We start from the raw sequence: 15,006 nt of genomic DNA, 5'->3' as shown, positions 1-15,006 counted from the left end.
ACGCGCACCGACCGGTAGGGCTCAGGCGGCGTCCCCGTGGTCGCAGACAGCGACAAGGCCCGCACCACCCTTCGCGGCACAGACCAAGGCAGCACCTTCCCACGACCCTGCGTGCACATGCGGTGTCTGATGTCACACAGCGTGACTTGTCACAAGATCCGTCAGCCGTCTCCACACAGGGTGCGCATGGTGCGCGGGAGGTGTCACAGCATTGGTGAGACAGCGATACTGCTGCACATGACGACGACCGACACCGAGGAGCCGACTTTCACGATCGACGAGCTGGCCGCGCGGGCCGGCGTCACGGTCCGCACGGTCCGCTTCTACGGCACCAGGGGGCTGCTGCCGCCACCGGCTATCGGCCCGCGCCGGGTGGGGCACTACGGCGGGGAGCACCTGGCCCGGCTGGCGCTGATCGAGGAATTGCAGCACCAGGGCATGACGCTGGCCGCGATCGAGCGGTATCTCAAGCAGCTGCCGCCCGACCTGAGCCCGCACGACCTCGCGCTGCACCGCGCGGTGGTGGCCTCCTGGGCGCCGGAGACGGTGGAGAGCGTCACGCGCGAGGAGTTGGGCCGGCGGGCGGGCCGGCCGCTGACGGACGACGAGGTGGACCGGCTCACGGCGATGGACATCGTCACGCGGGACGGCGCGGTCCCGGGCGGTGACGCCTACCGGGTCGACGCCGGGCTGCTCCGGCTCGGCGTCGAACTGCTCGACGTGCCCTTCTCCCCCGACACGGTCCTCGCCGCCCGTACGGCCCTGCTCGAGCACTCCCGCGCCGCCGCGCGCGACCTGTCGCGGCTGCTGCGCGACGCGGTCGCCGAACGCGACGCGCGGGACGTGCGGTCCCTGTCCGCCCACATGCACCCGCTCGTGGTGCAGGCGCTGCTGACCACGTTCCAGCGGTCGCTGCGGGAGGAGCTGCGGGAGTGGCTCGGCGGGGACTGCGAGGGCGGCAGGGGCGGCGAAGACTGAGCCGCTTGCTCAGCGGCCGTCCGTGAAGACGTCCCCCTTGTCCGCCTTCTCCACCAGCAGCGCGGACGGCGTGAAGCGCTCGCCGTAGCGGTCGGCGAGCTCACGCGCGCGCGCCACGAAACCGGGCAGACCCCCCTCGTAGCCGTTGATGTACTGCAGGACGCCGCCGGTCCAGCCGGGGAAGCCGATACCGAGGATCGATCCGATGTTGGCGTCGGCGACGGAGGTCAGCACGCCCTCCTCCAGGAGCTTGACCGTGTCGAGCGCCTCCGAGAAGAGCATGCGCTCCTGCATGTCCGCGAACGGGATCTCGTGGCCGGGCTTCGTGAAGTGCTCCCGCAGGCCAGGCCAGAGTCCTGCCCGCCTGCCGTCGTCCCCGTACTCGTAGAACCCGGCGCCGCCGCTGCGGCCGGGGCGCTCGAACTCGTCGACCATGCGGTCGATGACGGCCTCGGCGGGATGCGCGGTCCAGGTGCCGCCCGCTTCCTCCACGGCCCGCCTGGTCTCCTTGCGGATCTTCCGGGGCAGCGTGAGGGTCAGCTCGTCCATCAGGGAGAGCACCTTGGCCGGATAGCCCGCCTGGGCCGCCGCCTGTTCGACGGAGGCGGGCTCGATGCCCTCGCCGACCATGGCCACGCCCTCGTTGATGAAGTGGCCGATGACCCGGGAGGTGAAGAAGCCGCGCGAGTCGTTGACGACGATCGGCGTCTTGTTGATCTGCCGGACCAGGTCGAAGGCGCGGGCCAGCGCCTCCTCGCCCGTCCGCCCGCCCTTGATGATCTCGACGAGCGGCATCTTGTCGACGGGCGAGAAGAAGTGCAGCCCGATGAAGTCCGCCTGGCGCTCTACGCCCTCGGCCAGCGCGGTGATGGGCAGGGTGGAGGTGTTGGAGCAGAGCAGCGCGTCGGGGGCGACGACGTCCTGGATCTCCTGGAACACCTTGTGCTTGAGGGAAGTGTCCTCGAAGACTGCCTCGATGACCGCGTCGCAGCCCGCGAGGTCGGCGGCTTCGGCCGTCGGCGTGATGCGGGCCAGCAGCGCGTCGGCCTTCTCCTGGGTCGTACGGCCCTTGGCGACGGCCTTGGCGCACAGTTTCTCGGAGTAGGCCTTGCCCTTGACCGCCGACTCCAGGGCCACGTCCTTGAGGACGACGTCGATGCCCGCGCGGGCGCACGAGTAGGCGATGCCGGCACCCATCATGCCGGCGCCGAGGACGGCGACCTTGCGGACCTTGCGCGGCTCGACGCCCCCCGGTCGGTTGGCGCCGGAGTTGACGGCCTGGAGGTCGAAGAAGAACGCCTGGATCATGTTCTTCGAGGTCTGCCCGGCGGCCAGCTCGACGAAGTAGCGCGCCTCGATGACCTGCGCGGTCTCGAAGTCGACCTGGGAGCCCTCGACGGCGGCGGCCATGATGTTGCGCGGCGCCGGGTAGGGGGCGCCGTTCGTCTGCTTGCGCAGGTTGGCGGGGAAGGCGGGCAGGTTGGCCGCGAACTTCGGGTGCGACGGCGTACCGCCGGGGATGCGGTAGCCGGGCCGGTCCCAGGGCTGGGCGGACTCCGGGTTGGCGTCGATGAAGGCGCGGGCCTTGGCGAGCATGTCCTCGCGGCTGTCGGCGACCTCGTCGACCAGGCCGTTCTCCTGGGCGCGGCGCGGGTTGTACTGGGTGCCCTGGAGGAGCACCTTCAGCAGCGCGTCGGTGATGCCGAGCATCCGGACGGTGCGGACGACGCCGCCGCCGCCCGGAAGCAGGCCGAGGGTGACCTCGGGGCAGCCGATCTTGGAGCCGGGGGCGTCGAGGGCGACGCGGTGGTGACAGGCGAGGGCGATCTCGTAACCGCCGCCGAGGGCCGCGCCGTTCATGGCGGCGACGACCGGCTTGCCGAGGGTCTCGATGCGGCGCAGGTTCCGCTTGATGGCCATGCCGCCGTCGAAGAGGTCCTGGGCGGTCTCGGGTGTGACGCGGATCAGGTCGCGCAGGTCGCCGCCGGCGAAGAAGGTCTTCTTGGCGGAGGTGACGATGACGCCCCGGATGCCGTCCTTCTCCGCCTCCAGCCGGTCGGTGATCACCGCGAGGGACTCGCGGAACGCCTGGTTCATGGTGTTCGCGGACTGGGCGGGGTCGTCGAGGACGAGGGTGACGACGCCGGTGTCGTCCTGTTCCCAGCGGATGGTGGTGCTCTCGGTCGTCATGACAGGGGTCTCCAGTGAGGTCTTCGGTGGCCGTGGTGCCGCTTCCGCAGGGATTCAGACGCGCTCGACGATCGTGGCGACGCCCATGCCGCCGCCCACGCACAGGGTGGCGAGGCCGTAGCGCTTGTCCTGGCGCTCCAGTTCGTCGACGAGCGTGCCGAGGATCATCGCGCCGGTGGCGCCGAGGGGGTGGCCGAGCGCGATGGCGCCGCCGTTGACGTTGACCTTGTCCAAAGACAGGCCCATGTCCTTGACGAAGCGCAGCACGACCGCGGCGAACGCCTCGTTGATCTCGACGAGGTCGATGTCGTCGATGGTCAGCCCGGCCTTGGCGAGCGCCTTGCGGGTGGCGGGGGCGGGGCCGGTGAGCATGATGGTGGGCTCGGAGCCGGACACGGCGGCGGAGACGATCCGTGCGCGGGGGGTGAGCCCGTAGCGCTCGCCCACCTCCTTGGAGCCGATGGCGACCAGGGAGGCGCCGTCCACGATGCCGGAGGAGTTGCCCGCGTGGTGGACGTGGTCGATCTGCTCGACCCAGTGGTACTTCTGCAGCGCCACGGCGTCGAACCCGCCGAGTTCGCCGATGTCGGCGAAGGAGGGCTTGAGGCCCGCGAGGGAGTCGGCGGTGGTGCCGGGGCGCAGGTGCTCGTCGTGGTCGAGGACGGTGAGGCCGGCGCGGTCCCTGACCGGCACGACGGACCGCTCGAAGCGGTTCTCCTTCCAGGCGTTGGCCGCGCGCTCCTGGGAGAGGGCCGCGTACTCGTCGACGTCGCGGCGGGTGAAGCCCTCGATGGTGGCGATCAGGTCGGCACCGATGCCCTGCGGGACGAAGTTGGTGGCGAGATTGGTCATCGGGTCGTTGAACCAGGCACCGCCGTCCGAGGCCATGGGCACCCGGGACATCGACTCGACGCCGCCCGCGAGGACCAGGTCCTCCCAGCCGGAGCGCACCTTGGCGGCGGCCAGGTTGACGGCCTCCAGACCCGAGGCGCAGAAGCGGTTCTCCTGGACGCCCGCCACGGTGTCCGGCAGTCCGGACGCGATGGCGGCGATGCGGGCGATGTCGGAGCCCTGGTCGCCGACGGGACCGACGACGCCGAGCACGATGTCGTCGACGGCGGCCGGGTCGAGGTCCGGGAAGCGGGCGCGGATCTCGTGGATCAGGCCGACGACCAGGTCGACGGGCTTCGTACCGTGCAGGGCGCCGTTCGCCTTGCCGCGTCCGCGCGGGGTGCGGATCGCGTCGTACACGTACGCTTCGGTGGTCACTGGCAGGCCTTTCACTGAGGGTTTTTTGGCGGGGCTGTTCAGCTGTTCGTCCGAGGGTTCCGCGGCAGGTCCCAGTCGCGGGCCACCGCCTCGGTGTCGGCGCCCGGCCGGGCGGGCCCGGTGCGGACGGCGGTGGGGGTCGCGGAGAAGCGGGGCGCCGGGGCCGGCTGGGTGATGCCCCCGTGGTCGGTGAAGGTGGAGCGGGCGGCGAGGTGCGGGTGGTGCGGGGCCTCGCGGAGCGACAGGACGGGGGCGGCACAGGCGTCGGAGTCCGCGAAGACGGCCGTCCACTCGTCCCGGGTACGGGACCTGAACCGGGCGGCGATGGCCGCGCGCAGTTCGCCCCAGCGGGCCATGTCGTCGCGGGCCGGTGCCTGCTCGGGGATGCCGAGCAACTCCATGAACTCGGCGTAGAACCGCTGCTCCAGGGCGCCGACCGCCATGTACCGGCCGTCGGCGGTCTCGTAGGTGCCGTAGAACGGGCAGCCGCCGTCGAGGAGGTTGGCTCCCCGCCGGTCCTGCCAGCCGCCGGCGGCGAGCATGCCGTGGATCATCGAGGAGAGGTGGGCGGCACCGTCGACGATGGCGGCGTCGACGACCTGGCCGGTACCCGTCGCGCGCGCGTGGTGCAGGGCGGCGAGGACGCCGACGACCAGGTAGAGGGAGCCGCCCGCGTAGTCGCCGACGAGGTTGGCGGGGACGGCCGGCGGCTCGTCGGGGGCGCCGATCATGCCGAGGGTGCCGGTGAGCGCGATGTACCCGATGTCGTGACCGGCGCGCTGGGCGAGCGGGCCGTCCTGGCCCCAGCCGGTCATGCGACCGTAGACGAGGCGCGGGTTGCGGGCGTGGCAGTGCCCGGGGCCGACACCGAGCCGTTCGGCGACGCCGGGGCGGTAGCCCTCGATCAGCACGTCGGCGCGTTCGGCGAGGTCGAGGACCTGGGCCGGACCGTCCGGTGCTTTCAGGTCGACGACCACCGAGCGCTTGTTGCGGTTGGTGACGTCGTGCGCGGGGTCGATCGCGAGGCCGGGGCCGCCGGGGCGGTCGACGCGGACGACGTCGGCTCCCAGGTCGGCCAGGAGCATGGCGGCGAAGGGCCCGGGCCCGATACCGGCCAGCTCGACCACACGCACACCCGTGAGCGGGCCCTCGCCCGGCGTGCGCCCCGCCGTCCTCGCCTCCGACATCGAGCCCCCAGCTCTGTGACACCAATGATGTAACACCGGTGATGCTAGAAACGTGTTCCACTGGGCACAAGAGCCGGAGCGAGCAAGCGCTTAGCCAATTGTGGGCCGGCTCTCCTCCGGACTCGCAGTCCTCACGCTAGCCTCGGCCACCGGCAACGGCGCGCGCTGCGGGCCCAGGGGTTGCCACCGGGTGACGAAGGGATGTCATGACCAGGCTGAAAACGGCCGGCCGGCCGTACGACATCGTGCTCTTCGGAGCGACGGGGTTCGTCGGCGAACTCACCGCGGAGTACCTCGCCGCGCACGCGCCCGACGGGCTGCGCTGGGCGATCGCCGGCCGCAGCGAGGAGAAGCTGCGGCGGCTGCGGGAGAGGCTGCCGGGCGCGGCGGACATCGGCATGCTGCGCGCGGACGTCTCCGATCCGGCCTCGCTGCGCGAACTCGCCGAGCAGGCGCGCGTGGTGGCCACGACGGTGGGACCGTACGTCCAGTACGGCGAAGCGCTGGTCGCCGCCTGCGCGGAGACCGGGGCCGACTATCTCGACCTCACCGGTGAGCCCGAATTCGTGGACCTGACGTACGTCCGTCATGACGCCCGCGCGCGGGAGACCGGCGCGCGGCTGGTGCACGCCTGTGGTTTCGACTCCGTGCCGCACGATCTCGGGGTGTACTTCACCGTGCGGCAGTTGCCGGAGGGGGTGCCGCTGGCCGTGGACGGCTTCGTGACCGCCGACGCCACCTTCTCGGGCGGGACGTTCGCCTCCGCGCTGGGCCAGTTCGCGCGCGGCAGGCAGTTGCAGGCCGCCGCGCGGGAACGCCGGCGGCACGAGCCACGACTGGTGGGCCGCCGGGCGGCGACACCGACGGGCGCGCCGCGGTTCGCCGGGGAGGTGGGGGCATGGGCGCTGCCGCTGCCGACCATCGACGCACAGATCGTGCGGCGCTCCGCGAAGGCGCTGGACCGCTACGGCCCCGACTTCCGCTACCGCCACTACGCCGCCGTGCGGCGTCTGCCCGTCGCGGTGGGCGGGGTGGCGGCCGTGGGCGCGCTCGTGGCGGCGGCTCAGGTACCGCCCGCGCGGCGCTGGTTGTCGGACCGGCTCAAGCCGGGTGACGGGCCGAGCCCCGAGAAGCGGGCGAGGAGCTGGTTCTCGGTCCGCTTCGTGGGCGAAGGCGGCGGCCGGAAGGTGTTCACCGAGGTCTCGGGCGGCGACCCCGGGTACGACGAGACGGCGAAGATGTTCGCCGAGGCGGCGTTGTCCCTCGCCCTCGACGACCTGCCGCCGGTGGCCGGGCAGGTCACGACGGCCGTGGCGATGGGGGACGCGCTGATCGAGCGGCTGCGGACGGCGGGCATCCGCTTCCGGGTGGCCGCGGCCCGCTGACGGACCCGCCCCCGCGTCGGCGGACCATGCCGCCGACGCGGGGGCCGGCACGTCCATCCGCCGGACAGGCCCTACCCCCACCACCCGACGATCGTGTAGATCATCCCGCCGATCCAGGCCAGCCCCGCTCCCACGGCGAGCACCAGTCCCGCGACCACGGCCCGCTCGACGGGCCGGCCGGGGTGGCGCGCGGACTGCTTGGGTGCGCGGTGCGTCGTCATGCGGCCCAGCCTGTCCCGGCCGTCGGCGGGAGCACATCCGTACGGATACTCAGGCGGCCGCTGAGCACCGGCCCGCGCCACGAGCACGTGCCCTCAACACAGATTTGAGACTTCTCCCGCCGCCCGTCCGACAGCGGCCCACTACTGGCCCGCCACTGGCCCACCAGCACCAGCGCTCCCGGCCGGCGGAGTGCCAACAAGGAGTGCAATGAAATCCTTGAAGGCATGAAGTTCCTTCTCGAAGTCACCATGGACGAGGGCGCGCTCGCCGAGGACCCCGCGGGCGAGTTGCAGCGGATCCTGCGGTACTGGGGCGGCAACCTGAAGCACTACGCGCTGCGGCCCGGCGACGGTTCGGTGGTCTACGACTCGGCGTACCAGGAGGTGGGCCGCTGGAGCGTCGAGGGTCAGGCCGGGTAGGTGGTGGCCGCCCGCAGGGCCGCGCGGCACAGGGCGTCCGCCCTGCGGGTGGTCTCCGGCAGGCGGTAGCCGGGAGCCAGGGCCAGCGTGTGCGCGCAGGCGTTGTCGAGGCTCACCCGATGGCCGACGGAGACGAAGACCGGCTTGACGGCGTCACGGGTACGGACGGCACGTCCGACCTCCTCGGCGCCGGCGAGCAACGGGGACGTACTGCCGCGGGGCGCGTCCGGCTCGTCGTGCGTGAAGGTGAACGGGTTCTTGGCCACGCCGATCGTGGGCAGTCCGGTGAGCACGCCGAGGTGACTGGCGAGGCCGAAGCGGCGCGGGTGGGCCAGGCCGTAGCCGTCGCACACGACCAGGCCGGGCGGGCAGGGCAGCGCGTCCAGGGCGGCGAGGACGGTCGGGATCTCGCGGAAGGCGAGCAGGCCGGGCACGTAGGGGAAGGAGATCCGGCCGACGGCGGTGGCCTCGGCGACGACGGCGAGGGTCGCGGCGTCCAGTACGACGGCCGCCGCCGCGACGACGTCCCGTTCGTCGTCGTAGGCGACGTCCACGCCGGTCACCCGGCCCGTGCCGGGCGGCGGACCCGGCTCGTCGAGCACCACGCCTGCCCGCAGTTCGTCCTGGACGGCTCGGGCCCGCTCCTCGGTCGCGGGCCAGTCGGCGGGAATCTGCACGGTCAGGGTCGTCATGGTGGCCGCAAGCCTACGGGAGCGCCGGAGTAGGCTCGCGATCATGTTCGTACTGGAACTCCCCCACACCGCCCCGCTGGACGCCGTCGACGCGGTGCTGGAGGAGCACGTGGCGTGGCTGGACGAGCTGTACCGGCAGGGGGTGTGCCTGGCGTCCGGCCGCAAGGAGCCCCGCGACGGCGGGGTGGTCATCGCCGTCGCGGAGGACCGTGCGCGGATCGAGGAGATCACCACGGGCGACCCCTTCGTCAGGGCCGGCGTGTGCGCGTACCGCGTCACCGGGTTCGTCGCCACGAAGACGGCGCCGGCGCCGGAGCGGTACCGGGAGACCCTCGGCTAGGGCCTGTCCGGCTCACTTGCCGAGCGCGCGCAGCAGTTCGCCCTTGTTCATGTTCGAACGACCGCTGATGTCCCGGCGCTTGGCCTCCTCGTACAACTGGCCGTAGGTGGGTCCCTGGGGGCCCTGCCGGTTCCCGGACCGCCGGCCGCCCCGCTTGCTCGGCGACTTGTCCTGCGTGGACGTACGGCTGGCGGTCCTGGACTCGCCGGACTGGGCGCGCTCCTTGTTCACCGTCCGGGCGGCGATCTCCTTGGCGCGGCCGGTGCTCTCGCCACGGTCCTCGGCGCCGTCCTTGATGTGCTCGTACTGCCGCTCCCGTTTGGAGCTCGAACCGCGTGGCATGTCCGCTCACTTCCTCTCGCGTTCAGCGAACGGATACCCACGTTACGGACGAAGACCCGGCCCCGCGCGCCGTCAGCGCTCCGACCGGGCGACCCGTCCCTGCCCGCCGGCGGCCCAGCAGCACAGGTCCGGGGTGCAGTCCAGGGTGTCGTACGAACCCGTGCCGCCGGTTCGCCAGGTGCGGCCGCCGTCAGCGCGGCCGGCGCCGCCGCGCAGACCGCCCCGGCGATCACCGCCCGTGCCGTGCGCCTGCCACCGGTACGAACGGACCGTGCCGTGCGTCGCAGGCTCCCCAAGCTCCTCATGGCGGGCGAAGCCACCCCACCGTCCGGGCGCCGTCCGGAGGACCGTGTGCGGCGCGCGCGGGCGGGCACGAGTGCCACAAGTGCCTTACGGGTCCCACGAGGAGAGGCGCGTCACTCCCGCGCATGAACGCGGTGACAGAGGTCACTCGGTCATCGTGTGCACGGATTGGCTGATTCCGTCGTCTCTTCCAGTGCCCGGCCCGCATCCAACCGGAAGCCCGTCCAGCCGTCACGAGGGAGCAAGGCGTTGTCCACCGTCATCGAGCAGCCCGTCGAGGCGCGTCTCGTCGCCGCCGCGCCGCGTATGCCCAGCATTCCCGCAACGCTGCACTACGACCGCAGCGATCCGTTCGCCGTCCGGATGACCTTCCCGGCTCCGGCCACCCTCGAGGGCGTGGAGGTCTGCTGGACCTTCTCCCGCGAGCTGCTCGTCACCGGGATGCGGGAGCCGGACGGTCACGGCGACGTACGGGTGCGCCCGTACGGGTACGACCGGACCGTCCTGGAGTTCCACGCACCCGAGGGCACCGCCGTGATCCACATCCGCTCGGGCGAGCTGCGCAGGTTCCTTCAGGCCACCGGCGAGCTGGTCCCCGTCGGCCTGGAGCATCTCCAGCTGGACCTGGACCACGACCTGGCGGAGCTGATGCGGGGGACCTGCTGACGACTCCCTGACGCTCCCTCGCCGGCAGCCGGTTCAGCTTCCCGTGGTCGACGCCGCCGGCGCGGCCGGTTCGGCGACCGGCGGTGCGCCGGGCCGCGGGCCCCGTCTCAGCCGCCCGTCGACGCCACGGCCCGCGCCGTTTCCGCGCTGACCGCTCCCCACACCTCGCCCAGGATCTTCCGCAGCCCGGGGGCCGCGGCCCCGCCGCGCTCGGTCAGCTCCGCGATCCGGCCCTCCCGGCGCACGTCGGCCCCGGCCGGCCCGAGGGCGCGCACCTCCGCGGCTGCCGCCAGCGCGGCCATGGCCGCGTTCCGCTCGGAGACCTCCCCGGCCGGCACCGGGCCCTCCAGGACGTACCGCGTCTCCTCCCGGAGCACCTGCGCCGCGGCGCCCCGCGCCAGGACGTACTCCACGGACGGGAACATGCCGAGGACCCGCTTCTTCTCGGCGCGCAGGTACCCCTCGGCCACCAGTTGCTCCCGGACGGCGTCGAAGGTGAGCCGCGCGTGCAGCCTCACCCACGTGCGCCACCGGTGGGGCATCGACTCGCGGACGAGGTCCAGCAGCCCGTCGAGGACGGCGTCCCCGGTGCGGGAGTCCAGGTCGACGGGGGTGGCGATGCCCGCGTCGTCGACGAGCAGGCCGCGCTGGGCCAGTTCGGTGAGCGCGCCGGCGCGCACCAGATGGTGGTGCCGGACGGTGTCGGTGGCCCCGGGGCGCGCCGGGTCCCAGGCCAGCAGACAGAGCCGGGCCGGCAGCGAGAGCGAGCCGTTGGGCACGGGGCCTCCTTGGGGCCGTGGGACCGGATTCACGGTAAGGCATTGACAGCCCATCCGGTCTCTCGTACGGTGTACAGCGCTTCTGTTGCCGCCGATTGGAGAAGGACGTTGCTCGTCTGAGGTCCTGAGACACCGCGTCACACATGTCCTGTGTGTACGCCGCGTGCGACCTCGGCGTTCGAGCCGTCCTTGCGGAGCAGGGCCTCTTTCTGCCCAAGCACTCCCCGGGACTCTTCCTTCCCTCGTCCGACGGCGCCCGCCGCCTCCCGGTGTCTCGATACGCGTTTGCCCCTGACCGCTTCAAGCAACCGCGGAGACCCTGCATGTCTACTTCCATCACTTGTACGTCCCTCGCGTTCGCCTGGCCCGACGGCACGCCCGTCTTCGAGGGTCTCGACACCGCCTTCGGACCCGGCAGGACCGGGCTCGTCGGTGTCAACGGGTCGGGCAAGTCCACCCTGTTGAAACTGATCGCCGGGCAGCTCCCCCCGGCCGACGGCACGGTCCGCGTGGCCGGCGAGGTCGGGTACCTGCCGCAGAACGTCACGCTCGACACCGCCCTGCGGGTCGACGAGGCGCTCGGCATCGCCGCCCGGCGGGCCGCGCTGCAGGCCATCGAGGCGGGCGACGTGGCCGAGGAGCACTTCGAGACCCTCGGCGACGACTGGGACGTCGAGGAGCGCGCCCTCGCCACGCTCGGCGAACTCGGCCTCGGTCACATCTGGCTCGACCGCACCGTCGGCGAGGTCTCGGGCGGCGAGTCGGTGCTGCTGCGGCTGGCCGCGCTGCTGCTGCGCCGGCCCGACGTCCTGCTCCTCGACGAGCCCACCAACAACCTCGACCTGTACGCACGCAGGCGGCTGTATGCGGCCATCGCCTCCTGGCCGGGGGTCATGGTCGTGGTCAGCCACGACCGCGAGCTGCTGGACCTCGTCGACCAGATCGCCGACCTGCGCTCCGGTGAGATCACCTGGTACGGCGGGAACTTCTCGGCGTACGAGCAGGTCCTGGCCGTGGAGCAGGAGGCGGCCGAGCGGATGGTGCGCGTCGCCGAGTCCGATCTGCGCAAGCAGAAGCGCGAACTGGCCGACGCCCAGGTCAAGCTGGCCCGTCGCAAGCGGTACGGCCAGAAGATGTACGAGCAGAAGCGTGAGCCGAAGATCGTCATGGGGGCCCGCAAGCGCGCGGCGCAGGAGTCCGCGGGCAAGCACCGCATCATGCACGAGGAGAAGCTCGCCGAGGCCAGGGAGCGGCTCGACGACGCCGTGGAGGCCGTGCGGGACGACGACGAGATCCGCGTCGACCTGCCGTACACGGCCGTACCGCCGGGGCGCTCGGTGCTGACGCTGCGGGACCTGGAACTGGCCTACGGGGCACGCGTGGAGGGCGGTTTCGATCTGCACGGCCCCGAGCGGATCGCGTTGATCGGGCGCAACGGCGCGGGCAAGACCACGCTGCTGCGCACGATCGCCGGGGAGCTGGAGCCGGTGGCGGGGGAGGCGACGGCGCACGTCCCGCTGCGGTTCCTGCCGCAGCGCCTGGACGTCCTCGACGGCGAGCTGAGCGTCGCCGAGAACGTGGCCCGGTTCGCGCCGGGCGCCACCAACAACCGGATCCGGGCGCGGCTGGCGCGCTTCCTGTTCCGGGGCGCCCGGGCCGACCAGCAGGCGGCGACCCTGTCCGGCGGCGAACGCTTCCGGGCGGCGCTGGCCGCGCTGATGCTGGCCGATCCCGCGCCCCAGCTGCTGATGCTGGACGAGCCGACGAACAACCTGGACATCGCGAGCGTGCGGCAGCTCACCGGTGCCCTGGAGTCGTACGAGGGGGCGCTGGTGGTGGCCAGTCACGACCTGCCGTTCCTGGAGTCGATCGGCATCACCCGCTGGCTGCTGATGGAGGAGGGAGAGCTGAGGGAAAACACGCCAGAAGCTGTCGGGTATCCCGCCTAGCGTTCCCGGCATGAGCGAGTTCATCAGCATCACCGGAGCCAGGGAGAACAACCTCCAGGACGTCACGCTTCGCATCCCGAAGGGCCGGCTGACCGTGTTCACCGGCGTTTCGGGGTCGGGGAAGTCGTCGGTCGTGTTCGACACGATCGCGGTCGAGTCGCAGCGCCAGCTGAACGAGACGTTCACCTGGTTCGTACGCAACCGGCTGCCCAAGTACGAACGGCCGCACGCGGACGCCCTGGAGGACCTCTCCCCCGCGATCGTCGTCGACCAGCGTCCGGTAGGCGGCCACTCGCGGTCCACGGTCGGCACGATGACCGACATCCACTCGGTGCTGCGGGTGCTGTTCTCCCGGCACGGCGCGCCCAGCGCCGGGGCGGCGACGGCGTACTCGTTCAACGACCCGTCGGGCATGTGTCCCGGCTGCGACGGCCTGGGCCGCAAGGTGCAGCCCGGCTGGGACCGCATCCTCGACCCCGCCAGGTCGCTGGCCGGCGGGGCGGTCCGCTTCCCGCCGTTCGCGGCGGGGACCTGGCAGGGGCAGGCGTACACCAACACGGACGAGCTGGACCCGGACAAGCCCGTCGGCGACTTCACGGACGCCGAGCGCACGTTCCTGATGCGCGGGCGGCCCGGCAGCAAGGTCACCGTCAACGGCACGGGCGGCACCTGGACCACCGAGTACGAGGGCCTCGCCGACCGCTTCGAGCGGCTGTATCTCAAACGGGACCTGTCGGCGATGAGCGAGAAGACCCGGGAACTGGTGCGGCGGTTCCTGGTCGAGGCCGACTGCCCCGAGTGCGGCGGCGCCCGGCTGAACGCGGCGGCGCTGGCGGCCAGGATCGACGGGCACTCCATCGCCGACTGCTCGGCCATGCAGGTCACCGACCTGATCGCCGTACTGAGGCGGATCGACGATCCGGTGGCCCGGCCGATCGCCGGTGCCGCGGTCACCGCGCTGGAGCGCGTCGAGGCGATCGGCCTCGGCTATCTCAGCCTCGACCGGGAGACCGCCACCCTGTCCGGCGGCGAGGGGCAGCGGCTGAAGACCGTGCGGCATCTCGGCTCCAGCCTGACCGGGATGACGTACATCTTCGACGAGCCCAGCGTCGGGCTGCACCCGCGCGACGTCGGACGCCTCGGCGACCTGCTGCTGCGACTGCGCGACAAGGGCAACACCGTGCTGGTCGTCGAGCACGACCCGGACGTCATCGCGTTGGCGGACCACGTCGTCGACATGGGGCCGGGAGCCGGCGCGGGCGGCGGCCGGGTGGTGTTCGAGGGGGCGCCGGACGAGCTGGCCGGGGCGGACACGCTCACCGGGCGGTTCCTCGGACGCCGTACGGCGGTGAAGGAGGAGCCGCGGACGGCGACCGGGGAGCTGTGGGTTAAGGGCGCCGGCCGCCACAACCTGCGGGACGTGACGGTGGCCTTCCCGACCGGGGTACTGACCGCGGTCACGGGGGTCGCCGGGTCCGGCAAGAGCACGCTGGTCGCGGAGCTGATCGCCGCACACCCGGACGCGGTGGTCGTCGACCAGTCCGCGATCGGCGTCTCGTCGCGGTCGACCCCGGCGACGTACCTCGGGATCATGGACACGGTACGGAAGCTCTTCGCACGGGAGACGGGCGCGGAGGCCGGGTTCTTCAGCTTCAACTCGGCGGGCGCGTGCGGCACCTGCGAGGGGCGCGGGATCATCTGCACCGACCTCGCGTTCATGGACCCCGTGACGACGACCTGCGTCGACTGCGACGGCCGGCGCTTTCGCGACGAGGTGCTGCGGCTGACGGTCGCCGGCAACTCCATCGCCGACGTGCTGGCGATGACCGCCGACCAGGCGCTGGACTTCTTCGCCGACACGGGCGTACGGCGGCGGCTGCGCTCCCTGCGCGACGTCGGCCTCACCTACCTCACGCTCGGGCAGCCGCTGTCCACGCTCTCCGGCGGCGAGCGGCAGCGCATCAAGCTGGCCACCCGGCTGCACCGCACCGGCGCGGTGTACGTCCTGGACGAACCGACCACCGGACTGCACATGTCGGACGTCGAGGGACTGCTCGCCCTGCTGGACCGGCTGGTCGGCACCGGCAACTCGGTCGTGGTCGTCGAGCACGACCTGGACGTGGTGGCGCACGCCGACTGGGTGATCGACCTCGGTCCGGACGGGGGCCGGGACGGCGGCCGGGTGATCTTCGAAGGCACCCCGCGCGACCTGCTCACGGCCCGCGGCTCCAGCACGGCGGAGCATCTCAGGAGGGCCACGAGGGGCTGACGGGGGTTCCGTCCGC

At 72.3% G+C, this 15,006-nt stretch carries 14 protein-coding genes and 1 pseudogene; 7 read left to right on the top strand and 8 right to left on the bottom strand.

Features of this window, described 5'->3' with window-relative positions; genetic code table 11:
• Window positions 1–237: 237 nt before the first annotated feature.
• Window positions 238–978 carry a MerR family transcriptional regulator gene (locus tag ACIQ1J_RS27750; protein WP_403561000.1) on the top strand — a complete coding sequence of 247 codons (741 nt, stop codon included), beginning with the start codon at window positions 238–240 and terminating at the stop codon, window positions 976–978.
• Window positions 979–987: 9 nt separating this feature from the next.
• Here ACIQ1J_RS27750 and ACIQ1J_RS27745 read toward each other — a convergent pair whose 3' ends face one another.
• The 3 genes from ACIQ1J_RS27745 to ACIQ1J_RS27735 are packed head-to-tail and all read right to left on the bottom strand — an operon-like array spanning window position 988 to window position 5,624.
• Window positions 988–3,168 carry a 3-hydroxyacyl-CoA dehydrogenase NAD-binding domain-containing protein gene (locus ACIQ1J_RS27745; RefSeq protein WP_403560998.1) on the bottom strand — a complete coding sequence of 727 codons (2,181 nt, stop codon included), beginning with the start codon at window positions 3,166–3,168 and terminating at the stop codon, window positions 988–990.
• Between the two features lie 54 nt (window positions 3,169–3,222).
• Entirely contained in the window at window positions 3,223–4,437 is a 1,215-nt protein-coding gene (locus tag ACIQ1J_RS27740; protein WP_403560996.1) for an acetyl-CoA C-acetyltransferase, read from the bottom strand.
• Window positions 4,438–4,475: 38 nt separating this feature from the next.
• Window positions 4,476–5,624, bottom strand: a complete 1,149-nt coding sequence (locus ACIQ1J_RS27735; protein WP_403560994.1) for a CaiB/BaiF CoA transferase family protein — start codon at window positions 5,622–5,624, stop codon at window positions 4,476–4,478.
• A 206-nt stretch (window positions 5,625–5,830) separates the two neighbouring features.
• On the opposite strand from ACIQ1J_RS27735, the gene ACIQ1J_RS27730 reads away from it, so the two are divergent.
• Window positions 5,831–7,009 carry a saccharopine dehydrogenase family protein gene (locus ACIQ1J_RS27730; RefSeq protein ID WP_403560992.1) on the top strand — a complete coding sequence of 393 codons (1,179 nt, stop codon included), beginning with the start codon at window positions 5,831–5,833 and terminating at the stop codon, window positions 7,007–7,009.
• Window positions 7,010–7,080: 71 nt separating this feature from the next.
• Here the strand turns inward: ACIQ1J_RS27730 and mmpA are convergent, their stop codons facing one another.
• Entirely contained in the window at window positions 7,081–7,230 is a 150-nt protein-coding gene (mmpA, locus tag ACIQ1J_RS27725; RefSeq protein WP_403560990.1) for a morphogenic membrane protein MmpA, read from the bottom strand.
• A 225-nt stretch (window positions 7,231–7,455) separates the two neighbouring features.
• Here mmpA and ACIQ1J_RS27720 point away from each other — a divergent pair, with 225 nt between their 5' ends.
• Window positions 7,456–7,650, top strand: a complete 195-nt coding sequence (locus ACIQ1J_RS27720) for a hypothetical protein (protein WP_121750196.1) — start codon at window positions 7,456–7,458, stop codon at window positions 7,648–7,650.
• Here ACIQ1J_RS27720 and ACIQ1J_RS27715 read toward each other — a convergent pair.
• Window positions 7,638–8,342, bottom strand: a complete 705-nt coding sequence (locus tag ACIQ1J_RS27715) for an endonuclease V (protein WP_403560988.1) — start codon at window positions 8,340–8,342, stop codon at window positions 7,638–7,640. The genes ACIQ1J_RS27720 and ACIQ1J_RS27715 overlap by 13 nt on opposite strands.
• A gap of 43 nt (window positions 8,343–8,385) precedes the next feature.
• Between ACIQ1J_RS27715 and ACIQ1J_RS27710 the strand changes: the two genes are divergently transcribed.
• Window positions 8,386–8,682: a YciI family protein gene (locus ACIQ1J_RS27710; RefSeq protein ID WP_403560986.1), complete on the top strand. Its 297-nt coding sequence runs from the start codon at window positions 8,386–8,388 to the stop codon at window positions 8,680–8,682.
• A 12-nt stretch (window positions 8,683–8,694) separates the two neighbouring features.
• Here the strand turns inward: ACIQ1J_RS27710 and ACIQ1J_RS27705 are convergent, their stop codons facing one another.
• Together ACIQ1J_RS27705 and ACIQ1J_RS27700 are read right to left on the bottom strand one after the other, a co-directional pair.
• Window positions 8,695–9,024, bottom strand: a complete 330-nt coding sequence (locus ACIQ1J_RS27705) for a plasmid stabilization protein (RefSeq protein WP_403560984.1) — start codon at window positions 9,022–9,024, stop codon at window positions 8,695–8,697.
• A 72-nt stretch (window positions 9,025–9,096) separates the two neighbouring features.
• Window positions 9,097–9,219: pseudogene (locus ACIQ1J_RS27700) on the bottom strand (oxidoreductase); the annotation flags it as partial.
• A gap of 357 nt (window positions 9,220–9,576) precedes the next feature.
• Here ACIQ1J_RS27700 and ACIQ1J_RS27695 point away from each other — a divergent pair.
• Window positions 9,577–9,993, top strand: coding sequence for an SsgA family sporulation/cell division regulator (locus tag ACIQ1J_RS27695; RefSeq protein WP_403560982.1), 417 nt, complete (start codon window positions 9,577–9,579; stop codon window positions 9,991–9,993).
• Window positions 9,994–10,100: 107 nt separating this feature from the next.
• Here ACIQ1J_RS27695 and ACIQ1J_RS27690 read toward each other — a convergent pair whose 3' ends face one another.
• A complete protein-coding gene (locus ACIQ1J_RS27690) occupies window positions 10,101–10,772 on the bottom strand; it encodes a GPP34 family phosphoprotein (protein WP_403560980.1) in 672 nt (223 codons plus the stop codon).
• 323 nt (window positions 10,773–11,095) lie between these two features.
• Here ACIQ1J_RS27690 and ACIQ1J_RS27685 point away from each other — a divergent pair, with 323 nt between their 5' ends.
• Both ACIQ1J_RS27685 and ACIQ1J_RS27680 read left to right on the top strand, forming a co-directional pair.
• Entirely contained in the window at window positions 11,096–12,721 is a 1,626-nt protein-coding gene (locus ACIQ1J_RS27685; protein WP_403560978.1) for an ABC-F family ATP-binding cassette domain-containing protein, read from the top strand.
• A gap of 10 nt (window positions 12,722–12,731) precedes the next feature.
• Complete coding sequence (locus ACIQ1J_RS27680) at window positions 12,732–14,990, top strand: ATP-binding cassette domain-containing protein (RefSeq protein WP_403560976.1); 2,259 nt, start codon at window positions 12,732–12,734, stop codon at window positions 14,988–14,990.
• Window positions 14,991–15,006: the final 16 nt, after the last annotated feature.

Source organism: Streptomyces sp. NPDC097107 (assembly GCF_044762405.1).
In the GTDB taxonomy this organism is placed as follows: Bacteria; Actinomycetota; Actinomycetes; order Streptomycetales; family Streptomycetaceae; genus Streptomyces; species Streptomyces thinghirensis.
The sequence above is the reverse complement of the archived record's forward strand: the minus strand, read 5'-3'. Positions and strand labels throughout refer to the sequence as shown.